Raw genomic sequence first — 22608 nt, 5'->3', positions numbered from 1 at the left:
ATTGATTTCTATGAATCGTCGGCCGCTTGGCAGACTTTCGATTTTAAGGAGGATACATATGAGGACGAATTCAAAAGCCATGCAGACAGCGCTTCTTTCAATCATCCCTGGGGTGGGACAATTCAAAAATGGTCAGAAATTTAAAGCGGGACTCTTTTTTGCGGTCTTTCTAATTTTTCTTGGCGAAATGCTTTTGTTCGGTGGACAAGCATTATATAATTTTGTCACACTGGGATCCGTACCGATGGAACACAATTCTTTGTTCTTGTTGATCGAAGGAACGCTACAGGTCATCGTTACCGTTATTTTCATTATCTTTTGGGTTTTAAATATCAAAGATGCCTATCAAGTTCGTCAAAGTATTGAAAAAGGGTTCCCGGTGGCAGTTACGAGAAAAGAGTTTTTCAATAAATTGTACGAGGATGGTTTCGCTTATCTATTGACGATCCCAGCCTATCTGGTGATGATCGTAGCAATTATTTTCCCGGTAATGGTGACACTCTTCATGGCGTTTACCAACTATGATTTTCGACACATTCCGCCAGCAAACTTAATCGACTGGATCGGTTTTTCGAATTTCACGAATATCTTCACCTTAAGTTCTTACCGCGACACTTTTGTAAAAGTGTTTAGTTGGACGGTGATTTGGACCGTTTTAGCAACTACTCTGCAAATTACCTTAGGAATACTGACAGCAGTTGTTGCCAACCAAAAATTTGTGAAGTTTCGTCGGGTCTTCGGGGTGATTTTCTTGCTTCCTTGGGCGGTACCGGCGTTTATCACGATCATGAGTTTTTCGAATATGTTCAATGATACCGCAGGAGCGATCAATACACAGGTGATCCCGCTATTGAACAATTTGCCTTTTGTTGATATTGGCAATATTGCTTGGAAAACCGACCCGTTTTGGACAAAGACCGCGATTATTTTGATTCAAGGGTGGTTAGGTTTTCCATATATTTATGTCATGGTCTCAGGGATTTTACAATCCATTTCTGAAGATTTATACGAAGCAGCCAAAATGGATGGGGCAAATGCGATTCAGCGTTTTCGCAATATTACGTTGCCGGCGATCTTTTTGGTGGCAGCACCAACCTTCGTTACGCAATACACAGGGAACTTTAATAACTTCTCCATGATCTATCTCTTTAACGAAGGTGGTCCAGGAAGTTTAGGTGGAAATGCCGGTTCGACAGATATTTTGATTTCATGGATCTACAAATTGACGACGGGTGGCTCGCCACAATATTCGATCGCATCTGCATTGACCTTGATCATTTCCTTTGTGGTGATCTCCATTTCATTACTGGTGTTTAAAAAGACGAATGCATTTAATATGGAGGACTGAGGATGAAAAAGAAAAAGTTTTCTTTCAGCAAATTATTTACCTACTTGTTTATGATCGCTTTATCGATAATTATCATCTATCCCTTGTTGATTACCGCAACCTCAGCCTTTAAGGCAGGGAACATGATCGCTTTTCGCTTAGATTTTGATGCGGATTGGACATTGAACAACTTTCGACGTTTATTCAATGAAACCCCCTATTTGACATGGTATAAAAACACCTTGATCGTGGCCGTTTCCACGATGGTGATCCAAGTAATGATCGTAACGCTGGCAGGGTATACTTACAGTCGTTATCGCTTTGCCGGTCGTAAGAGCAGTTTGATGGTGTTCTTGATCGTTCAGATGGTGCCAACGATGTCGGCGTTGACCGCTTTTTATGTCATGGGCTTATTAGCAAACGGTCTAGATAGTTTTTGGTTTTTGACACTGATCTATATCGGTGGTGGGATTCCCATGAATACTTGGCTGATGAAAGGGTACTTTGATACGGTACCGATTGACTTGGATGAATCAGCAAAACTTGATGGTGCAGGGCATTTTCGCATCTTTTGGCAAATCGTTTTGCCCCTCGTAAAACCAATGGTCGCTGTGCAAGCATTATGGGCCTTTATGGGGCCATTCGGCGAATTCTTGCTAGCGCGGTTCTTGCTTCGCTCACAAGAGCGTTTGACTGTCGCAGTCGGTCTGCAGACTTTTATCAACGATGCCCGTAACCAACGGGTAGCACTTTTTGCGGCTGGGGCGATTTTGATCGCCGTACCGATCGCTGCACTATTTTTCTTCTTACAAAAATACTTTGTTTCAGGTTTGACCTCGGGCGGAACAAAAGGATAGGAATGATAGGATGTCTGAACAACGATTTCCCTTAACATACTTTGGGGCCATTTTTTTTCCAACAAAAGTCTATGCATGGCGTAAAAAATTAGATTGCTGGCAGCAAGTGTTTGTCTATATTTTCTTGATGTCCTTGCTGATGGTCCCGCTGACCTTGATGATCAGCAAGCAAACGGATCAAGCCTTTGCAGCATTTTTCCCCCATGCAAAAACACTCATGACTGCTGAAACAGCAGCCAAATACAGTGAACTGCAGCTGGAAGATGGCAACCTTTTAACGGATGAGTCACAAGTCTTTTCGCAAACAGAAACGGGTATTATAGGCGTTGGGCTTTCAGAAGCGGACCTTGAGGAAGCCAAATATGCCATCAATTTCCGAGAAACAGACTGGACTATCAAAGAAGAAATCGATGGACAAACCTATCACTATGAAATGCGTTACACGGCGGAAATGATGCCTGATCAAGTGCATGATGCGACTTCGTTTCAGAAAGTGATCGAAGACGGCTTCTATCGCAACAACGAGACGGCGATTTTCTTCAGTCAGACGATCACAGTGGCATTTTTATTGGTGGCAATGAATAGTATCCTCGTCATAGGCGCAGCGTTTTTCCTCTGGTTGACGAAAAAATCACGACTATCGACAATCGGCAACTTCAAAGAAAGCACGAACGTGATTTTAAATGCATTGGGGGTAGGCTCTCTGGTGGCAATGTTGGCAGGATTTATTGGCGCTGATATCATCTTGATGATCGGGATTCAGTCTTTAGGCATGCTGCTGATGCTTTTCTTAGCTTTCTTAAAAACCCGTTTTAAAACGGCCTAATTTGCAAACATTCGCAACAAGTCATTTGGACGTGCGCTGGACTTTTGGCGCCGATCAATGGCTTGTTGCGTATTTTTTCCCTTCGTTTCTTTAAAATCTGTGAAAAAAGGTTAAGAATCCGTTTATCACGCAAGATTGATGCGATAGTTCTATCGAAAAATATTTCATTTATGGTGAACTAGTGCTAAAATAGTTAGGAGAGTTTCCAGCTAGGATAATGTAGAAGTAAAAGGAGAATTATTAAGGTATGGCCAATTTTTTTAGAAAATTAATCGAAAACGACAAAAAAGAATTAAAACGTCTTGACCATATTGCGAATCAAGTTGAATCACATGCGGATGAAATGGCCGCTTTATCTGATGAACAATTACGCGGGAAAACCGATGAATTTCGTCGTCGTTTCCAAGAGGGAGAGACTTTGGATAAACTATTGCCTGAAGCCTTTGCAGTGGTACGAGAAGCTGCAAAACGCGTTTTGGGTCTGTATCCTTACCACGTCCAATTAATGGGTGGGATCGTCTTACATGATGGGAATATCCCAGAGATGCGTACCGGTGAAGGGAAAACCTTGACGGCGACATTACCTGTTTATTTGAATGCCTTGAGTGGTCAAGGTGTCCACGTCGTAACCGTCAATGAATACTTGGCAACTCGTGACTCGACTGAGATGGGAGAGCTGTACAACTTTTTAGGCTTGACGGTCGGATTGAACATCAACTCAAAATCAGCAGAAGAAAAACGTGCGGCATATGCTTGTGACATCACTTATAGTACAAACAATGAATTAGGGTTTGACTATTTGCGGGACAACATGGTGGTTTACCGTCATCAAATGGTACAACGTCCATTAAACTATGCCATCGTCGATGAGGTCGATTCGATCTTGATCGATGAAGCGAGAACGCCATTGATCATTTCAGGACAAGCAGAAAAATCGACCGCGCTATACAATCGGGTCGACAACTTTGTCAAACGCTTGACAGAAGAAGAAGACTACAAAATCGATATTCAATCAAAAACGATCGGTTTGACAGAGCGTGGGATCGAAAAAGCGGAAGAGACTTTCGGCTTAGAAAACTTGTATGATATTGAAAACACGGCATTGACCCATCACTTGGACCAAGCGCTACGAGCGAATTACATTATGATTCGCGACATTGATTACGTGGTGCAAGATGGCAAAGTAATGATCGTTGACCAATTTACAGGTCGGATCATGGATGGTCGCCGCTATTCTGATGGGCTCCATCAAGCGATCGAAGCAAAAGAAAGTGTCGAGATCGAAGATGAAACCAAAACGATGGCGACGATCACATTCCAGAACTACTTCCGGATGTACAAAAAACTGTCTGGGATGACCGGTACAGCGAAAACAGAAGAAGAAGAGTTTCGAGAAATCTATAACATGCAAGTCATTCAGATTCCTACAAATAAACCAATTTTACGGGATGATCGTGCGGACTTGCTTTATCCAACGCTTACCAGCAAATTCCAAGCAGTCGTTCAAGACATCAAAGAGCGTCACCGCAAAGGTCAACCCGTGCTTGTAGGGACGGTCGCTGTTGAGACGTCTGAATTATTGTCATCAATGCTTGATCGTGAGAAAGTTCCTCATGAAGTATTGAATGCCAAGAATCACTTTAAAGAAGCAGAAATCATTTTGAATGCGGGACAAAAAGGCGCTGTAACGATCGCGACCAATATGGCTGGTCGGGGAACGGACATCAAGTTAGGTCTTGGTGTTGCTGAACTAGGCGGCTTGGCAGTTATCGGTACTGAGCGTCATGAATCACGACGGATCGATAATCAGTTGCGGGGACGTGCGGGACGTCAAGGAGATCCAGGGATGTCGCAATTTTACTTATCGCTAGAAGATGATCTAATGAAGCGTTTTGGTTCGGAACGAATCAAAGTGTTCTTGGATCGGATGAAAATCGATGAAGGCGATGCCGTGATCCAAAGCAAGATGCTTTCAAAACAAGTAGAATCTGCCCAAAGACGAGTGGAAGGGAATAACTACGATACCCGGAAAAACGTCTTGCAATACGATGACGTAATGCGAGAACAGCGGGAAGTTATTTACGGCCAACGTCAAGAAGTGATCATGGAGGAAACGGATCTTTCACCACAATTAATGAATATGGTGAAACGTTCCATCAGCCGGGTCGTTGATAGTCATACGCAATTAGAAGAAAGCAATTGGAATTATGAAGGAATCGTTGATTTTGCGGCCAATGCACTTGTTCATGAAGATACCATCAGTATTGAAGACATCAAGGGCAAATCAGCTCAAGAAATCAAAGATTATCTAAACCAACGGGCAGAAGAAGTCTTTGAACAAAAGAAAACACAACTTAATAGTCCAGAACAATTACTGGAATTTGAAAAAGTAGTGATTTTACGAGTCGTTGATACGAAGTGGACCGACCACATCGATGCTATGGATCAGTTGCGTCAATCGGTTGGGTTACGGGCTTATGGACAAAACAATCCATTAGTTGAGTACCAAACAGAAGGATTCAATATGTTTGAAAACATGGTTGGAGCCATCGAGTATGAAGTAACGCGTCTGTTTATGAAGGCAGAGATTCGTCAAAACGTTCAACGGGAACAAGTAGCCCAAGGAGAAGCGCAAGGGGTAGAAGAAGCACCGGCTGCCCAAGCGCCAAGTTTCAAAAACGTGGGTCGCAATGATCCTTGTCCATGCGGAAGCGGGAAAAAATTCAAGAATTGCCACGGGAAAAATATGTAACAAGTTTTGAAAAAGGTGAGAGTAGGCTGGCAGACGTTTTTGTCCAGTCTACTTTCGTTTGTAAGAAAAAAAGAAAGAAGGAATTTTAATGGAAATCGCAGATATTCGGAATCAATTGACCCAGATGAATGAAAAAATAATCAGTTTTAGGGGGTCTCTTTGACTTAGATCAGTTAGAAGAGGACATTGCGGAAGCGGAGCACCAAATGGCAGATCCCACCTTTTGGGATGACTCGGAAAAAGCCCAACAAGTCATTAACGCCAACAATGCCAACAAAGAGACCTACGATCAGTTCAATCAGCTAGCAGAAGAATTGGAAGAGCTCGAAGTGATGCTAGAAATGATTCAAGAAGAAGCTGATCCGGAAATGGAAGCAGAACTTGAAGCACGAATCGGTAAGTTAAATGAGAAAATGGCTTCTTATGAATTGTCGATGTTGTTAGATGAACCCTATGATCGGAACAATGCGATCATCGAGCTCCATCCGGGCGCAGGCGGTACCGAGTCGCAAGACTGGGGCAGCATGCTGTTACGGATGTATACTCGTTTTTGCGAACAACATGGATATCAGGTGGAAACCTTGGACTATCAAGCCGGTGATGAAGCGGGGATCAAAAGTGTCACATTACTTGTGAAAGGGCACAACGCCTATGGCTATTTGAAGTCGGAAAAAGGCGTGCATCGCTTGGTCCGTATTTCACCTTTTGATTCTGCTAAGAGACGGCATACGTCATTTTGTTCGGTGGATGTGATGCCGGAATTAGATGGGGCGATCGATGTGGAGATCAACTCAGATGATTTGAAGATCGATACGTACCGCGCAAGCGGCGCTGGTGGACAGCACATCAACAAAACCGAATCTGCTGTGCGGATCACCCATATCCCGACAGGTACGGTAGTTGCTAGCCAAGCCCAGCGCTCACAATTGAAAAACCGCGAGCAAGCGATGGGGATGTTGAAAGCCAAGCTGTATCAATTAGAAGTGGAAAAGAAAGAACAAGAAGCAGCAGCTTTGCGAGGCGAACAGTTAGAAATTGGATGGGGCTCGCAAATCCGTTCCTATGTCTTCCATCCCTATTCGATGGTCAAAGATCACCGGACAAATTTCGAAACTGGGAATGTACAGGCAGTCATGGATGGCGATTTGGGTGGCTTTATCGATGCGTATTTGAAGCTAAAACTGAATCAAAAATAACCTGGTGTGACTTAAACAGATTGAAACATAATTGTAATCTGTTGCAAGCAAGGTGAAATATATTCATGCTATAATAAGCCAGAATGAAAATTTGAGATGGAGAGATAGCTGTATGATAGAAATGAAAGATATAATGAAAAAGTACTCTAATGGTACGACTGCTATCCGCAACCTTTCGATTTCAATTGATCAAGGGGAGTTTGTCTATGTCGTTGGACCATCCGGTGCCGGAAAATCAACCTTTATCAAATTGATGTATCGAGAAGAAAGAGCAACAAAAGGCGTTTTGAATGTCGCAGGATATGATTTGGTCGGCATGAAAAACCGTGAGATCCCTTTGATGCGCCGAGAAATCGGCGTGGTCTTCCAAGACTACAAACTTTTACCGCGGAAAACGGTCTTTGAAAATGTTGCTTATGCAATGCAAGTTATCGGACGCAAACCCCGTGATATCAAAAAACGGGTGATGGAAGTTCTGGATTTAGTCGGACTAAAACATAAAGTACGGGTATTTCCGAGTGAGCTTTCCGGTGGGGAACAACAACGTGTGTCAATCGCTCGTGCCATCGTAAATACGCCGAAAGTATTGATTGCGGATGAACCAACGGGGAATCTAGATCCTGAAAACTCGTGGGAAATCATGAAATTGCTTGATCGGATCAATGCCCAAGGAACAACGGTCGTTATGGCGACCCATAATAGTACGATCGTAAATACGATTCGTCATCGCGTGATCGCGATTGAGAATGGCCGCATTATTCGCGACCAAGCGGAAGGAGAATATGGTTACGATGATTAGAACATTTTTCCGTCATCTCCTGGAGAGTATCAAAAGTTTAAAGCGTAACGGCTGGATGACCATCGCGTCGTTGAGTGCGGTAACGATCACACTGACATTAGTCGGTATTTTTCTAGGTGTAATCTTAAATGCAACAAAATTAGCCGAAGACATTCGTGAGAATGTGGATGTTTCGGTTTTCGTTGATATTGGTACGGAACAAGAAGATATGGATGCTTTAGAACAATCCTTAAACGATCTACCTAACGTTTCGGAAGTGAAATTTTCTAGTCGAGACGAAGAATTGCAGAAGATCCAAGATGCCATGGGAGATTCATGGAACTTGTTCGAAGGCGACAGCAATCCGCTCTATAACGTGTTTGTCGTCAGTGCAACAGATCCAGAGTATACGACAGAGATCGCTGAACAAGCGGGCGAATTGCCAAATGTTTTCAAAGCCGATTACGGCGGAGATTCTTCTGACCGAATCTTTGAATTGTCTGCGGCTGTGCGGACTTGGGGCTTAGCGGCGGCAGTCTTACTGATTTTTGTAGCAATGTTTTTGATCTCCAATACGATTCGGATCACGATTTTGTCTCGTCAAAGAGAAATTCAAATCATGCGTCTGGTAGGGGCGAAAAACGGCTACATTCGTTGGCCATTCTTTCTTGAAGGCGGCTGGATCGGACTCTTAGGATCAATCGTCCCAATTGCGTTGATGTACTTCGGGTATCATCAAGTTTATGCAATGGTCAATCCATCCTTGCTACGTTCAAATTACAGTCTAATTGCACCAAATCTGTTCTTGATTCAAGTATGTGGTGTGATGGCGTTGATTGGGATCGTGATCGGTTCACTTGGTTCCGTCTTATCGATGCGCCGATTCTTAAAATTCTAAACCGATGTTTTCTTAAGTCGATCGTCAGATCGGCTTTTTTTGTTTCCTCACAGTGTTTCTTTACTTTAGGTACTATTTTTTGATATGCTTTAGTAGCGGGAAATCGGGGAAGAGGTGAAAAAATGGTTGTAATGGACAATCTAGTAACCATTTTATTTATAGTCAATATTTTGTTATCAATTATTATCATTTTCAGAGAAAGGCGGCAGACTGCTCAAACATGGGCCTGGCTTTTGGTCTTGATGTTTATTCCTATTGTTGGTTTTGTTCTTTACTTTTTCTTCGGAAGAGGGATCTCCAAGGAAAAGATCTTTGATATGCGCTCGCAAGCAAAGATTGGTCTAAATGTTGAACTAGAAGAGCAAAAACAAGCACTTTCGCGTCATTTGTTTCCGCATCCGCCGACTGCTCAAGTAGAAGTCCAGCAGTTAGTCTATCTGTTGACGGTCTTTGGTCAATCTCTCTATACGACAGCCAATAGCATGACGCTTTATACCGATGGACGGCAGAAATTTGATGCTTTGATTGCTGATATCGAACAGGCAAAAAATCATATTCATATGGAATATTATATTTATCGCAGCGATGCATTAGGGAATGAAGTCAAAGAAGCATTGGTACGAGCGGCAAAGCGAGGTGTGAAAGTAAGAGTCTTATTAGATGCTTGGGGCAGTACCCAAGTATCCTTGAAGTTTTTTGATGAGTTGCGTCTACATAGCGGGCAAATTGCCTTTTTCTTTCCTTTGTTCGTTCCTTATGTCAATCCGCGAATCAATTATCGGAATCATCGCAAAATCGTGGTGATTGATGGTGAGATTGGTTATACAGGTGGATTTAATGTGGGAGACGAGTATCTAGGACAAGTGGAAAAATTCGGTTATTGGCGAGATAATCACTTGCGAATTGCCGGCTCAGCAGTCTATTCGCTGCAAAATCGGTTTCTAATGGACTGGAACTCACAACATGCCTTGGAGATCAAATATGATCCGGCATTGTTTCCTGAGATCAAACAAACGGGGACAGTCGCTGCCCAAGTCATCACTAGTGGTCCTGATACGGAACATGAAGAAATCAAAATGACATATTTGAAAATGATCAATTTAGCTAAAAAAGAGATCCTAATCCAAACGCCGTACTATATTCCGGATGAAGCCATTCATAATGCCTTAAAGTTAGCCCTGCTATCTGGGGTGAAAGTTCATATACAAATTCCGAACAAACCTGATCATCCTTTAGTTTATTGGGCGACCTATTCATTTGCGGCTGAATTGCTCCGCTTTGGCGCAATCATCGAGACTTATGAAAAAGGGTTTATGCATGCAAAAACGATGATCATTGACAGTGGACTTGTATCGATTGGTTCGGCAAATATTGATGTCCGATCTTTTCGCCTAGATTTTGAAGTTAATACAATCATCTATGATGCGCAGCTAGCGACCAAAACGAAAGAAGCGTTTCTAGCAGATTCGATCGATTCGAAGCCGCTAACGATCGAAGCATATCAACAAAGAAAGTTGACGATCAAAATCAAAGAAGGTTTGGCACGTCTTGTGTCACCGTTACTATAAAAAAAGTGCCCTTTTCCAAAAGATGGAAGCCATCATTTTGGAAAAGGGCACTTTTTAATAGGATTAACCCATAATACTTGTGTATGCTGCTAAGAAAATCGAGCCGACAGTGAGAATAAGCATGGTCCAGATCACGACTTGTGTGATTTTTGCAAAGGTACTTTTTGGTTTTTTCTCGTTCATTCTAATCCACCTTTTAGAGTTATTCTAGTGACAGTTTACCCTCAATTTCTCAAGAACTCAAGTTGATCCAAGGAGAAATTAAGAAAATTTCAATTTCACCATAAAAAAATTCGTTAGAATGGCAAGATAGGCTTGTTGAAGCTACGCCCTTCTGCTTTAATAGGTAAAGAAATACATTCTTTAAAACTTTCAAAAGTTAGTTGCTGAAATAAGAGCCTCCTTAAAAAATTTCATGGCTGTCTTATTCCGGCTTAGATTTTTAAAAGAACTGAAACATGGATGTAAAGAAAATAAAGTATAGTGACACTAGTTGTTAGAAAGGATTTTGCTGTATGTCTGGATTTAATCCAATCGTTTTGTTTTGGTACATTTTTCCTGTGCTCGTTTATTTTGCTTGTCGTTTTCTCGTTTCTGCACTTTCGTTGAATGATCGTTTCCATGTGAAGGCACCGGATTTAGCGGTACCATTTTTAATGGTGGGGATTCACCAATTATCAAAATATACTTTTGATCAAGCGATCACATTGTACTATTTGATCTCCATTTTTCTATTAGGCATTCTACTGGCCGTCTTTCAGGCGTACTACTATGAAGAAATCCAATATAGTCGCTATTTTAAGATGTATTGGCGCAGTATTTTCCTCTTTACGATCATCTTTCATATCGTTTTGATCATTTTAAATATTGTAAGTTACTTATAGTGGTTTGACCATTGATAAACGTCCATTTTTTCTCTTAGAGTTTTTTTAAAAACTCTAAGAAGTCTTTTTCTCCCTTTTTGTTCATTTGGTAAAGAAAAGTCAAACAACTTCCCTTTCAAATTTCATATAATTTGTGGTAGAAAGTGGGGGATTGTGGTAGACTGTGAATATCAGGTGGAGATCGGGGGTTATTTATCGATGTTTATGGGAGAATTTCAACATTCGATAGATGCAAAAGGCCGACTAATCGTCCCTTCAAAACTACGAGAAAAACTCGGAGAAAAATTTGTGGTGACACGTGGATTAGATGGCTGTTTATTTGGCTACCCCTTATCTGAATGGGAAAAACTTGAAGAAAAACTAAACGAAATGCCTTTAGCGAAAAAGGATGCTCGGACATTTGTCCGCTTCTTTTATTCTGCTGCAACAGAGTGCGAGATCGATAAACAAGGTCGGATCAATATCCCTGTTACATTGAGAAATCATGCAGACCTTACTAAAAGCTGCGTGATCATCGGGGTTTCAAACCGGATTGAGATTTGGGATGAAACGCGTTGGCAAGCATTCTCTGAAGAAGCAGAAGAAAACTTTGATGAAATTGCTGAAACAATGATCGACTTTGGCTTATAGGCTTGATAGGAAGAGGAAAAAACACATGGCAGATTTTCAACACTACACCGTTATGCTACAGGAGACCGTTGATGGGTTAAAGATTCGTCCAGAAGGCGTCTATGTCGATTGTACATTAGGTGGAGCCGGTCATAGTGAATATCTATTGTCACAACTATCTGAAGAGGGACATCTCTTTGCCTTTGATCAAGACCAAACCGCCATCGACCATGCCAAAGAACGTTTAGCACCATATGTTGCTAAAGGGATGGTCACGTTTATTAAAAGTAATTTTCGCTATTTAAAGGAAGCATTGCATCAACACGGTGTGAGCCGAGTCGATGGGATTTTGTACGATTTAGGTGTTTCCTCACCCCAATTAGATGAAGCCGAACGTGGCTTCAGCTACCACCAAGATGCACCGCTAGATATGCGGATGGATCAAACTGCAGCATTGACTGCCTATGAAGTGGTCAATCAATTCGACTACCATCAATTAGTCAAAATCTTCTTCCGCTATGGAGAAGAAAAATTCTCAAAACAAATCGCTCGTGAAATCGAGCGGGTGAGACAAGATCATCCCATCGAAACAACGGGGGAATTGGTCGATATCATCAAAGCAGCCATTCCAGCTCCAGCAAGAAGAAAGGGCGGTCACCCAGCAAAACGGGTTTTCCAAGCCATTCGAATTGCAGTCAATGATGAGCTAGGTGTAATTGAAGAATCTCTTGAACAAGCAATTCATCTTTTATCAGTTAACGGACGTGTCAGTGTGATCACGTTCCACTCTTTAGAAGATCGAATCGTGAAATCGATGTTCAAGGAATACAGTACACCGAAGGACATGCCGCCAGGTCTGCCGATGATACCAGAAGAATTTCAACCAACACTAAAACTTATAACAAGAAAACCACTGCTTCCTACTGAGGAAGAAGTAGCTGAAAATAATCGTTCTCGTAGTGCGAAACTACGAATCGCGGAAAAAATCAAGGAAAGCGAAGGGTAACAACTATGGCAGAACTAAAAGTTCATGACTATGAATTCAGAGAACCACTTGAATCACAACCTTTGGATCACTCTGAACCGACAACTGAAAAACTGCCTACTGATCCCCAGCGTCCTGAGGTCATCCGTGTACCAGCATCTCCGGCTCGTCGGTTAAAAAGTATTTCTACTCTAGAAAAACTGATTGCTGCCTTTGTGATCATCGCTGTATTGACGTTGGCGATCTTGACCATCAATATTCGGACCAATATCAGCCAAGTCGAACATGATATTTCTCTTATCCAATCGGATATCAGTGAAAAAACGACACAAGCAGAACAGTTGGAACAAGAGAAAAATGAGCTTTCTAAAACCGAACGGATCCAAAAGATTGCTGAGGATAATGGATTGTCGATCGATGATGGCAATTTAAGGAAAGTGGACTAAATGAAGTTAACAGATAAATTCAAGCAATACTTAAAAAAGAACAATCAAACTACAACGAACAATCGCAAAAAAGTAGGTATTATTCTGTTTGCTACGAGTATTGGATTGTTCTTTTTGTTTGTCACGCGTTTGAGCTATATCGTCATTGTCGGAGATGTTGCGGGGACTTCATTAGCAGAAAAAACCAAAAATCTCTATGAGGGCAGTGAAGTCATCAAGGCGAAACGAGGAACGATCTATGACCGCAATGGAATCCCGATTGCTGAGGACGTGACCTCATACTCTATTTACGCTGTTTTAAATCAAAATTACAAAGATGGTAAGAAGAATCTCTTTGCAGAAAAAGCAAACTTCAATAAGTTGGCCAAAATCTTGTCAGATGTCTTGTCCATTGATCAAGAGACAGCAGTCAATACGTTAGAGGATGGTCTTGAGCAACAATTGTGGCGAGTGTCTTTTGGGAGTAAGGGAAATAATATTACATTAGAACAAAAAAATGCGATTGAAGATGCGATGGAACAAGAAGATATTGCTGGCTTCCATTTTGATAGCCATCCAGCTCGCCTTTATCCGAATGGGGTCTTTTCTTCTCACTTTATCGGCTATGCGGTTGCCAATGACGACGATACTGGTCTAGTCGGTAAAACCGGGTTAGAAGCTGCCTACAATGATGTGTTATCGGGAACTGATGGCGAGATTGTTTATCAAAAAGATAACAATCAAAACCCGCTACCAGGAACAGTTGCCGAAACCGTCGCAGCGGTGGATGGAAAAGACGTCTATACAACCATCGATAGTCGGATCCAAAGCTATTTGGAAACGCTGATGGACAGTGTCTTTAAAGAAAACAAACCAGAAAACTTAACAGCCAATTTAATGGATGCCAAAACCGGCGAAATCATAGCGATGGCGCAACGACCAACCTACAATCCAGAAAATTTGGATTCAATCAATGATTGGCAAAATCTATTGGTTGAAGACAACTATGAGCCAGGATCCACCATGAAAATCTTAACGACGGCAGCTGCCATCGATCAAGGTATCTTCAATGAGAACGAAACTTTTACCCCAAGCCCTGATGGATTGAAACTTTATGATGCCACCATCAATGACTGGGACTTTGGTCAAAAAGGAACCTTGACGATGCGCCAAGCTCTTTCGTGGTCTAGTAATATTGGAATGGTGACCTTGGAACAGCGAATGGCTGACCGCTGGCAACAATACTTAAAAGAATTTGGCTTTGGTCGTAGCACCTATTCAGGATTGCCTAACGAAAATACGGGAATCACCCCAGAAGATAATCCTGTCAGCCAGGCGATGACTTCTTTTGGTCAAGCGATTGGTGTGACGAATTTCCAAATGATGCAGGCTTTTACATCGGTCGCCAATAATGGAACGATGCTGAAACCACAATTTATTAGTAAAATCGTTGATGGTAATACTGGAGAAGAAACGGTCACGCAACCTGAAGAGGTGGGGCACCCCATCACAGAAGAAGCGGCAACGAAGGTTCGCGAATATATGCGTGATGTTGTCGAAAGTGAAAATTACGGAAGTGCCTATGGCGTTTATGAATTACCTGGCTACAACATTTCTGCGAAAACCGGGACGGCCCAAGTAGCTGATCCAACAACCGGCAAGTATTTGTCTGGAGGCACCAATTATCTGTATTCTGTCGTTTTGATGTTTCCTTCAGAAGAACCAGAATATATTTTGTATTTGACCATTAAACTACCAGAGAAGCATGAAAGTACCGTGTTAGGTGAGATTGCCAATCCATTGATGAAACGGGTCATGGATCTGAAAAACTCTGCATTAGAAGAAAGCACAACATCTGGTAGCGAAACGACTGTGGGGGATTATCGCAATCTCGATACAGAATCTGCTGCAACCGACGTTCAAAAAGCTGGGTTGATTCCAATAGTCATCGGGGATGGTGAAAAAGTCATTGCCCAATCGGTTGACAGTGGAACTTCGATCATGCCAGGAGAACGAGTACTGCTCGTTACCGATAGCGATAAGTACTATATGCCGGATACAACTTCCTGGTCAAAAGCAGATTTGATTAAATTTGGCAGTCTACTAAATGTAGATGTCAGTTTTGAAGGAGACGGCTATTGTACCAAACAAAGCGTTGAGCCTTACACCGAATTATCGGGGCAATCGATCAAGTTTACACTAAGTGAAAACGAATAAATAGGAGAGAACAATATGGAATGGACAGAGATGATATTACCTTTGGCAAGTGGCTTTGCGATCGTAACAGCCACAATGCCTTTGTTTATCGGCTATTTTCAAATGAAGAAATACGGACAGGAAATACGTGGTGACGGTCCCAAATGGCACAATGTAAAGGCCGGAACACCAACGATGGGTGGGTTTGTATTTTTGATTTCTGCAATGATCACTGCCATCTGGGTAGGAGCATGGCAAAATCAATTGACTGCTTCATTGTTCATTCTTTTGTTCATTACCTTGGTTTATGGTGCATTAGGATTTCTTGATGACTTCATCAAGATTTTCCGCAAAAGAAATATGGGCTTAAACTCGCTGCAAAAGCTGATTGGACAGATTTTAGGCGGACTCGTCTTTTACTTTGTTTTCCGATCTGAAGGCAATGCGGATGTACTGAATTTCTTTGGGATCGATGTATCGCTATCGATTTTTTATGGCTTGTTCGTCATTTTTTGGCTTGTGGGTTTTTCAAATGCAGTCAACTTGACGGATGGGATCGATGGACTAGTCGCAGGACTGGGCACGATTTCTTTTTCAACATACGCACTGATTGCTTGGCGACAAGATCAAATCGATGTTTTGATCGTTTGTCTTGCGATCATTGGCGGATTGATCGGCTTCTTTCCCTACAATCGCAAACCGGCAAAAATTTTCATGGGGGATGTCGGCTCACTGGCTTTAGGCGGTCTGCTGGCAGCTATCTCGATTCTTTTACACCAAGAATGGACCCTCTTGCTTGTCGGATTGGTCTATGTTTGTGAAACAGCAAGCGTGATGCTGCAAGTTGCCTCATTCAAATTAACGGGCAAACGAATCTTCAAGATGTCACCCATTCACCATCATTTTGAAATGAGTGGATGGTCTGAGTGGAAGATCGACACTGTATTTTGGTGTATCGCGTTAGGTTGCTCGTTGCTCACAATAGCCCTTGTATGGTAGGAGATGAAGAAAATGAAAAAAATTACAACATATCAAAATAAAAAAGTTCTTGTGCTAGGATTAGCGCGTAGTGGATTCAGTGCGGCCAAATTGTTACATGATTTGGGCGCACTTGTGACCGTTAATGACGGAAAGCCATTTGCTGAAAATCCAGAAGCACAAGATCTTTTGGCTTTAGGGGTCAAAGTGATCACTGGCAGCCACCCGATTGAATTATTGGATGAAGGATTTTCGCTAGTTGTTAAAAATCCAGGGATCCCTTATTCACAACCTCTTGTCCAAAAAGCTTTAGAGAAAAAAATTCCTGTGATCACGGAAGTGGAACTGGCGTATCAAATCTCTGAAGCGCCGATTATCGGTATTACTGGTACGAATGGAAAAACCACTACAACGACCATGATCGCCAATGTCTTGAATGCTGGAATGGAAAAAGGACAGGCATTGCTTTCTGGAAATATCGGGTTTCCTGCAAGTTCCGTTGCTCAAACAGCTAAGCCTGAAGATCGCTTGGTAATGGAGCTTTCAAGTTTCCAATTGATGGGAATCGATACCTTGCGGCCGAAAATCGCTGTCATCACGAATATTTATGAAGCCCATATCGATTACCATGGTAGTCGCCCGGAATATGTCTTAGCAAAATGGCGCTTGCAACAACGAATGACCGCTGACGATTATTTAGTGATTAACTGGAACCAACCAGAACTAGAAGCACTATCAACCAAGTCAAAAGCGCAAATCATTCCTTTCTCCACTAAGAAAAAAGTAGCGGGAGCATATATGCTTGATGGGATGCTCTACTATAAAGAAGAAGCAATTATGGCAGCGGAGGAACTCGGTGTACCTGGGGCACATAATATTGAAAATGCTTTAGCGGCGATCGCTGTTGGGAAACTTTGCGATATGTCGAACGAAGCAATCAAACAAGCGTTACAGACCTTCACTGGGGTGCCTCATCGGACCCAGTATGTCACCACCATCAATCAGGTGAAATTTTTCAATGATTCCAAAGCAACCAACATCTTAGCAACAGAAATGGCCTTAGGTGGTTTTGACAATGAAAAATTGGTCTTACTGGCAGGCGGATTGGATCGTGGCAACAGCTTTGATGAGTTGGTTCCAGCACTAAATGGGCTCAAAGCTATCGTTGTGTTTGGAGAAACAAAAGAAAAATTAGCCGCTGCTGCTCAAGCAGCTGGTGTAAAAACGATTGAAATGACAGAGAATGTTGAAACAGCCGTCCCATTAGCCTTTTCTTTAAGTGCTGCTGGAGATACGATTCTATTGTCACCGGCGAATGCAAGTTGGGATCAATACCCTGATTTTGAAGTTCGCGGCGACAAATTTATGGCGGCAGTAGCAGAACTTAAATAGAAATGAGTGAAGGATATGAAAATACTTGTGACTGGCGGCGGTACTGGCGGACACATCTATCCAGCGTTGTCTTTTGTGGATTACGTGAAGGAGATTGACCCGACAGCCGAATTTTTATACATTGGTGCAACAAGGGGCTTAGAGAATAAAATCGTCCCTCCAACAGGTATTCCTTTTAAAACACTAGAGATTCAAGGCTTTAAGCGTAAGCTATCTTTGGATAACGTAAAAACGATCCAGCTTTTTATGAAAAGCTACTACGCAGCAAAGAAAATCATCAAAGAGTTCCAACCGGATGTAGTGATCGGCACCGGCGGCTATGTTTCCGGCGCCGTGGTCTTTGCTGCCTCGAAGTTGAAAATACCTACCATTATTCATGAACAAAATAGTGTACCTGGAATCACCAATAAATTTCTAACCAAATATGTGGATAAAATCGCCATTGCTTTTCACGATGCTTCTCAATACTTTCCAGCGAAGAAAACGGTGTTGGTGGGCAATCCTCGTGGTCAAGAAGTACGGAATAGTCAAAAGTCGACGATTTTGTCTTCTTACGATTTAAATCCGGCGAAAAAAACAGTCTTGGTTTTTGGTGGGAGTCAAGGAGCTCTGAAAATCAATCAGGCGATCATTGATGCGCTGCCGCTGTTTGCTCAAAAAGAGTATCAGTTACTTTATGCATCTGGCGAAAGGTATTACAAAGAGATCGAAGAAAAAATTGGGATGTCAAAAGATGCATTTCCTAATATCAGTATTCGTCCCTATATCGATCAAATGGCAGAAGTGATGGCAAATAGTGATTTGTTGATTGGTCGAGCGGGTGCCACATCGATCGCCGAATTTACGGCATTAGGGATTCCAGCGATTCTGATTCCAAGTCCTTATGTGACTAATGACCACCAAACGAAGAACGCCCAAAGTTTAGCCAATGCAGGAGCAGTCAAAATGATTGCCGATCATGAATTAAACAGCCAAAACCTCGTGGAAGCAGTAGATAGTATCATGCAAGATGAAGCCCTTCGTAGTAAGATGGCCAAAGCCTCAAAAGAACAAGGGATCAGCGATGCCTCGGAACGATTATTTCGACTTGTGCAAGAGGTAATCAAATAGTACAATGTGTGGGATAGAAAGGAGCGATTATCATTAGTAAAGACAAAACACCTCATGATGATCAAACCCCCTCGTCAACGGAAGAGTTGACCCCTTGGCAAAAAGAAAATCTAAAATATTTGCAAGAAAAAGGCAATCAGCCAGCTTGGTCGTCACCCACTTCTGAAGAAACAGAAGACATGTCCCAAGCACATGAAGATGAGTTGACAGAAGAAGCACTTTTTGAAGCAGAACAAGCGATAGAAGAAACAGACGATGAGAAAGAAGGAGTGACTGAGCCAGAAAAAAAAGCTCGCTCTTTCGCTGATCGGCTGCCTAATTTAAAGGCGTACCGCAATCAGGTATTGATTCGCCGCTTAGCGCTGATTATCGGTCTACTGATGATTCCTTTGTTGATTGTTTTGTATTTTGTTTCGCCGCTTAGTCGTTTGGCTAATGTGGTGGTCAAAGGCAATCAAGAAGTATCCGCAGAAGCGATTCTCGAAAATTCTGACCTAGCCGTCAATGAAGAGATGTGGCCGCAATTTTTTGAACGGAATCAGAGTGTGGCAGCAATCAAAAAAGAATTGCCGCGCATAAAAAATGCTTCCATTTCTCTATCTGGTATTAATCGTTTCGATATCACTGTTACTGAATTTCAAGAAGTGGCTTTATTAGCCAAAGACGGCGGCTATGCACCAGTTTTAGAAAATGGCGCTGTTTTGGAAGACATCAGTGAGCAGCCAGAGGAAGGATTGCCGGTTTTAGAAAATTTTTCGGCTGAAGACAAAATCAAAGCGACACTCAGTGCCTATCAAGAATTAAGTTCAGAAATTCGCGATGGCATTTCTCAAATCAAATACACCCCCCGTGACAGCAATGATGAGCTGTTGACTCTCTTTATGAATGATGGCAATCAAGTGATCGTCAACATCTCAAATATGGTGAGTCAAATGCAGTATTATCCGCAAATTGCCAAAGATTTGACCGAGGACAGTATTGTGGATATGGAAGTCGGGATCTTTACGTATCCTATTTCAAATACACAAGAAGACGATGCAGACGAAAATCAAACAGCTGATAGTGATTCTTAGGAAAAATTCAAGAGTTTTTTTCATTAACTTGTTTCTAAAAAGCGCCATTATATGGTAGAATTGGTAACAGTGAACAAATTATTCGAATGAACTCTAAAAACGGACTGTGATGGTTCGCTATATATCCAATTTAAGTAGGAGGGAACCCCATCCATGGCAAAAACGGGAATGTATGTTGGCCTTGATATCGGTACGACATCTGTAAAAGTTGTAGTAGCCGAATACGTTGACAGCCAAATGAATATCATTGGTGTAGGAAATGCAAAATCAGAAGGAATCAACCGTGGGATTATTGTAGATATCGATAAAACGGTACAAGCCATTCAAAGAGCAGTAAGACAAGCAGAAGAAAAAGCAGGAATTCAAATTCGCAGTGTAAGTGTTGGTGTACCAGCCAATCTTCTTGAAGTGGAAAATTGTCAAGGGATGATCGCGGTCAATAGTGAATCAAAAGAGATCACCGACGAGGACGTCCGCAATGTTGCTTCCGCAGCACTTGTACGTTCAACCCCTCCTGAAAGACAGATCATTGCTATTTTACCGCAAGAATTTACTGTGGATGGGTTTGAAGGGATCAAAGATCCTCGTGGCATGATCGGTGTTCGCTTAGAAATGTTTGGTGTGGTTTATACAGGACCAAAAACCATCATTCACAACATTCGAAAGTGTGTGGAAAAATCCGGACTGATCGTCAATGAAGTGGTCATTACGCCATTAGCATTAACAGAATCGATTTTATCTGATGGTGAAAAAGATTTTGGCACGATCGTTATCGATATCGGTGGCGGCCAAACAACGACAGCTGCGATGCACGACAAACAATTGAAATTTACTCATGTGAACCAAGAGGGCGGCGAATTTGTCACCAAAGACATTTCAACGGTTTTAAATACCTCTTTCAACAATGCAGAAGCATTGAAGATCAATTATGGGGATGCGTATCCTGAACGAACTTCAGCTAGCGAAGAGTTTCCGGTCGATGTGATTGGAAAATCAGAACCTGTGAAGATTGATGAACGCTATTTGTCAGAAATCATTGAAGCCCGTATGGAACAAATTTTCACTAAATCAAAAGAAGTCTTAGACGAAATTGATGGACTTGATTTACCAGGTGGCGTGATTTTAACTGGTGGCGCTGCAAGCCTGCCAGGTGTCGTAGATCTTGCTCAAGAAGTATTCGAAACAAACGTTAAGCTTTACGTTCCTAATCATATGGGACTTAGAAATCCTGTATTCACCAATGTAATCAGTATCGTTGACTATTCAGCAAACTTAAGCGAAGTCTATCAGCTTGCCAAAAGTGCGATCACCGGTGAAAAAACAGTCGCGCAACAGCCCGTTGCTATTCAACAACAAGAAGTACATTACGAACAATATGAAGCTCCAGAAGAAACTTATGAAGAAGTAGAAGAAGAGAAAAAAGGTGAGTCGATCACAAACCGAGTAAAAGATTTCTTCTCAAATATCTTTGAATAATCTAAAACGATTCTCAGGAGGAAGATAAACTATGGAATTTTCAATTGATAATAACATCAATGACGGCGCTGTGATCAAAGTCATCGGAGTCGGCGGCGGTGGCGGCAACGCAGTCAACCGTATGATCGAAGAAAATGTCAAAGGCGTAGAATTTATTGCGGCCAACACTGACGTTCAAGCATTAAAAAATTCAAAAGCAGAAACAGTGATTCAATTAGGCCCTAAATATACCCGTGGTCTTGGCGCTGGTTCTCAACCAGAAGTTGGTCAAAAAGCAGCAGAAGAAAGTGAAGATTCTATTCGTGAATCATTAGAAGGCGCGGACATGATTTTCATTACCGCTGGTATGGGTGGCGGAACCGGGACCGGTGCTGCACCGATCGTGGCTAAAATCGCCAAAGAAATCGGCGCATTGACAGTCGGTGTCGTTACTCGCCCATTTACTTTTGAAGGACCAAAACGCGGTCGTTTTGCGGCTGAAGGAATTGCTAAATTAAAAGAGAATGTCGATACACTATTGATCATCTCGAACAATCGCTTGTTAGAAGTTGTCGACAAGAAAACACCAATGCTTGAAGCATTCCGTGAAGCAGACAATGTCTTGCGTCAAGGGGTTCAAGGGATCTCAGACTTGATCACTGCTCCAGGCTACGTTAACTTGGACTTCGCTGATGTGAAAACAGTGATGGAAAATCAAGGCACCGCTTTAATGGGAATCGGTGTTGCTAGCGGCGAAGAACGTGTAATCGAAGCAACGAAAAAAGCAATCTCTTCACCATTACTAGAAACTTCGATCGATGGTGCCGAACAAGTACTATTGAACATCACCGGCGGATTGGATATGACTTTATTTGAAGCACAAGATGCTTCTGATATCGTCGCTCATGCAGCAACAGGTGATGTAAATATTATCTTAGGTACCTCAATCAACGAAGACCTAGGGGATGAAATCCGTGTGACTGTCATTGCAACTGGCATTGACCCTTCTAAAAAAGAACGTGGGTCTCGTTCTGGCAGACAAAGCCAAAGCCAAATTCATTCTATCCCACAAAAACCAACATTAGATATGGACCAAGCACGTCCTGCGCAAGCAGAGGAAAGCAATGGTTTCGGTGATTGGGATATCCGTAAAGAACAAAATGTACGACCTAAAGTAGAAGAAAACACATTTGAAAATGTAGAAAAGAAAGAATTCGACACCTTCAGCCGTGATGAAGTACGCTCGAATGATGACGACGAATTAAGCACACCACCATTTTTCCGTCGTAAACGCTAGGG

Annotated in this window: 19 protein-coding genes and 2 pseudogenes; 20 read left to right on the top strand and 1 reads right to left on the bottom strand. The window is 42.2% G+C overall.

Annotated features, from left to right (window positions below; genetic code table 11):
• Positions 1-58 precede the first annotated feature (58 nt).
• From A5870_RS12345 to cls, 9 genes and pseudogenes are all read left to right on the top strand, one after another.
• Positions 59-1348, top strand: a complete 1290-nt coding sequence (locus tag A5870_RS12345) for a carbohydrate ABC transporter permease (protein ID WP_077453540.1) — start codon at positions 59-61, stop codon at positions 1346-1348.
• 2 nt (positions 1349-1350) lie between these two features.
• A complete protein-coding gene (locus A5870_RS12340; RefSeq protein WP_077453539.1) occupies positions 1351-2184 on the top strand; it encodes a sugar ABC transporter permease in 834 nt (277 codons plus the stop codon).
• Positions 2185-2194: 10 nt separating this feature from the next.
• The gene (locus A5870_RS12335) at positions 2195-3010 is read left to right on the top strand and encodes a DUF1189 family protein (RefSeq protein ID WP_086293105.1); all 816 of its coding nucleotides are present in this window, start codon (positions 2195-2197) and stop codon (positions 3008-3010) included.
• Between the two features lie 247 nt (positions 3011-3257).
• Positions 3258-5642, top strand: a pseudogene (gene secA / locus A5870_RS12330) (preprotein translocase subunit SecA); the annotation flags it as partial.
• Between the two features lie 45 nt (positions 5643-5687).
• Positions 5688-5762 (top strand): annotated as a pseudogene (locus tag A5870_RS17860) (SEC-C metal-binding domain-containing protein); the annotation flags it as partial.
• A gap of 88 nt (positions 5763-5850) precedes the next feature.
• Positions 5851-6958 (top strand): peptide chain release factor 2 gene (gene prfB / locus A5870_RS12325; RefSeq protein WP_139843163.1). Its coding sequence is split into 2 segments (ribosomal slippage): positions 5851-5922 and positions 5924-6958, totalling 1107 coding nucleotides; the frame shifts between segments, so codons are not numbered across the junction.
• Between the two features lie 112 nt (positions 6959-7070).
• Positions 7071-7757 (top strand): cell division ATP-binding protein FtsE, encoded by a 687-nt coding sequence (gene ftsE, locus A5870_RS12320; RefSeq protein ID WP_005237293.1) that lies wholly within the window; start codon positions 7071-7073, stop codon positions 7755-7757.
• Complete coding sequence (ftsX, locus tag A5870_RS12315) at positions 7750-8634, top strand: permease-like cell division protein FtsX (RefSeq protein WP_077453536.1); 885 nt, start codon at positions 7750-7752, stop codon at positions 8632-8634. The genes ftsE and ftsX overlap by 8 nt, the downstream gene beginning before the upstream one ends.
• 122 nt (positions 8635-8756) lie before the next feature.
• Entirely contained in the window at positions 8757-10202 is a 1446-nt protein-coding gene (cls, locus tag A5870_RS12310; RefSeq protein WP_086293102.1) for a cardiolipin synthase, read from the top strand.
• A 63-nt stretch (positions 10203-10265) separates the two neighbouring features.
• Here cls and A5870_RS12305 read toward each other — a convergent pair whose 3' ends face one another.
• Positions 10266-10385 carry a DUF4044 domain-containing protein gene (locus A5870_RS12305; protein ID WP_005237290.1) on the bottom strand — a complete coding sequence of 40 codons (120 nt, stop codon included), beginning with the start codon at positions 10383-10385 and terminating at the stop codon, positions 10266-10268.
• 332 nt (positions 10386-10717) lie between these two features.
• On the opposite strand from A5870_RS12305, the gene A5870_RS12300 reads away from it, so the two are divergent.
• The 11 genes from A5870_RS12300 (at position 10718) to ftsZ (ending at position 22606) form a co-directional block, all read left to right on the top strand.
• Positions 10718-11086 (top strand): DUF3397 domain-containing protein, encoded by a 369-nt coding sequence (locus A5870_RS12300; RefSeq protein WP_086293099.1) that lies wholly within the window; start codon positions 10718-10720, stop codon positions 11084-11086.
• Positions 11087-11284: 198 nt separating this feature from the next.
• The gene (gene mraZ, locus A5870_RS12295) at positions 11285-11716 is read left to right on the top strand and encodes a division/cell wall cluster transcriptional repressor MraZ (protein ID WP_005228792.1); all 432 of its coding nucleotides are present in this window, start codon (positions 11285-11287) and stop codon (positions 11714-11716) included.
• A 25-nt stretch (positions 11717-11741) separates the two neighbouring features.
• The gene (gene rsmH / locus A5870_RS12290) at positions 11742-12701 is read left to right on the top strand and encodes a 16S rRNA (cytosine(1402)-N(4))-methyltransferase RsmH (RefSeq protein ID WP_077453533.1); all 960 of its coding nucleotides are present in this window, start codon (positions 11742-11744) and stop codon (positions 12699-12701) included.
• A gap of 5 nt (positions 12702-12706) precedes the next feature.
• Positions 12707-13126, top strand: coding sequence for a cell division protein FtsL (ftsL, locus tag A5870_RS12285; protein WP_077453532.1), 420 nt, complete (start codon positions 12707-12709; stop codon positions 13124-13126).
• The gene (locus tag A5870_RS12280) at positions 13127-15322 is read left to right on the top strand and encodes a penicillin-binding transpeptidase domain-containing protein (protein ID WP_086293097.1); all 2196 of its coding nucleotides are present in this window, start codon (positions 13127-13129) and stop codon (positions 15320-15322) included. It abuts the gene before it with no gap.
• A 15-nt stretch (positions 15323-15337) separates the two neighbouring features.
• Complete coding sequence (gene mraY / locus A5870_RS12275) at positions 15338-16300, top strand: phospho-N-acetylmuramoyl-pentapeptide-transferase (RefSeq protein ID WP_005237283.1); 963 nt, start codon at positions 15338-15340, stop codon at positions 16298-16300.
• A gap of 12 nt (positions 16301-16312) precedes the next feature.
• A complete protein-coding gene (gene murD, locus A5870_RS12270) occupies positions 16313-17671 on the top strand; it encodes a UDP-N-acetylmuramoyl-L-alanine--D-glutamate ligase (RefSeq protein WP_077453530.1) in 1359 nt (452 codons plus the stop codon).
• Positions 17672-17686: 15 nt separating this feature from the next.
• Positions 17687-18781, top strand: coding sequence for an undecaprenyldiphospho-muramoylpentapeptide beta-N-acetylglucosaminyltransferase (murG, locus tag A5870_RS12265; protein ID WP_077453529.1), 1095 nt, complete (start codon positions 17687-17689; stop codon positions 18779-18781).
• A gap of 86 nt (positions 18782-18867) precedes the next feature.
• Positions 18868-19854: a cell division protein FtsQ/DivIB gene (locus A5870_RS12260; RefSeq protein WP_077453528.1), complete on the top strand. Its 987-nt coding sequence runs from the start codon at positions 18868-18870 to the stop codon at positions 19852-19854.
• 153 nt (positions 19855-20007) lie between these two features.
• Complete coding sequence (gene ftsA / locus A5870_RS12255) at positions 20008-21330, top strand: cell division protein FtsA (protein WP_081118410.1); 1323 nt, start codon at positions 20008-20010, stop codon at positions 21328-21330.
• A 31-nt stretch (positions 21331-21361) separates the two neighbouring features.
• A complete protein-coding gene (gene ftsZ, locus A5870_RS12250) occupies positions 21362-22606 on the top strand; it encodes a cell division protein FtsZ (RefSeq protein WP_077453526.1) in 1245 nt (414 codons plus the stop codon).
• Positions 22607-22608: the final 2 nt, after the last annotated feature.

Origin of the sequence: Enterococcus sp. 2G9_DIV0600 (assembly GCF_002140615.1) — a bacterium.
In the GTDB taxonomy this organism is placed as follows: domain Bacteria; phylum Bacillota; class Bacilli; order Lactobacillales; family Enterococcaceae; genus Enterococcus_D; species Enterococcus_D innesii.
The sequence above is the reverse complement of the archived record's forward strand: the minus strand, read 5'-3'. Positions and strand labels throughout refer to the sequence as shown.

Coding starts and splice junctions, on each gene's coding strand:
- ftsX (WP_077453536.1), top strand. CDS start 7,750: ATGATTAGAACATTTTTCCGTCATCTCCTGGAGAGTATCAAAAGTTTA.
- murG (WP_077453529.1), top strand. CDS start 17,687: ATGAAAATACTTGTGACTGGCGGCGGTACTGGCGGACACATCTATCCA.
- ftsL (WP_077453532.1), top strand. CDS start 12,707: ATGGCAGAACTAAAAGTTCATGACTATGAATTCAGAGAACCACTTGAA.
- cls (WP_086293102.1), top strand. CDS start 8,757: ATGGTTGTAATGGACAATCTAGTAACCATTTTATTTATAGTCAATATT.
- ftsA (WP_081118410.1), top strand. CDS start 20,008: ATGGCAAAAACGGGAATGTATGTTGGCCTTGATATCGGTACGACATCT.
- ftsE (WP_005237293.1), top strand. CDS start 7,071: ATGATAGAAATGAAAGATATAATGAAAAAGTACTCTAATGGTACGACT.
- A5870_RS12280 (WP_086293097.1), top strand. CDS start 13,127: ATGAAGTTAACAGATAAATTCAAGCAATACTTAAAAAAGAACAATCAA.
- mraY (WP_005237283.1), top strand. CDS start 15,338: ATGGAATGGACAGAGATGATATTACCTTTGGCAAGTGGCTTTGCGATC.
- rsmH (WP_077453533.1), top strand. CDS start 11,742: ATGGCAGATTTTCAACACTACACCGTTATGCTACAGGAGACCGTTGAT.
- mraZ (WP_005228792.1), top strand. CDS start 11,285: ATGTTTATGGGAGAATTTCAACATTCGATAGATGCAAAAGGCCGACTA.
- A5870_RS12305 (WP_005237290.1), bottom strand. CDS start 10,385: ATGAACGAGAAAAAACCAAAAAGTACCTTTGCAAAAATCACACAAGTC.
- murD (WP_077453530.1), top strand. CDS start 16,313: ATGAAAAAAATTACAACATATCAAAATAAAAAAGTTCTTGTGCTAGGA.
- A5870_RS12335 (WP_086293105.1), top strand. CDS start 2,195: ATGTCTGAACAACGATTTCCCTTAACATACTTTGGGGCCATTTTTTTT.
- A5870_RS12345 (WP_077453540.1), top strand. CDS start 59: ATGAGGACGAATTCAAAAGCCATGCAGACAGCGCTTCTTTCAATCATC.
- A5870_RS12340 (WP_077453539.1), top strand. CDS start 1,351: ATGAAAAAGAAAAAGTTTTCTTTCAGCAAATTATTTACCTACTTGTTT.
- ftsZ (WP_077453526.1), top strand. CDS start 21,362: ATGGAATTTTCAATTGATAATAACATCAATGACGGCGCTGTGATCAAA.
- A5870_RS12300 (WP_086293099.1), top strand. CDS start 10,718: ATGTCTGGATTTAATCCAATCGTTTTGTTTTGGTACATTTTTCCTGTG.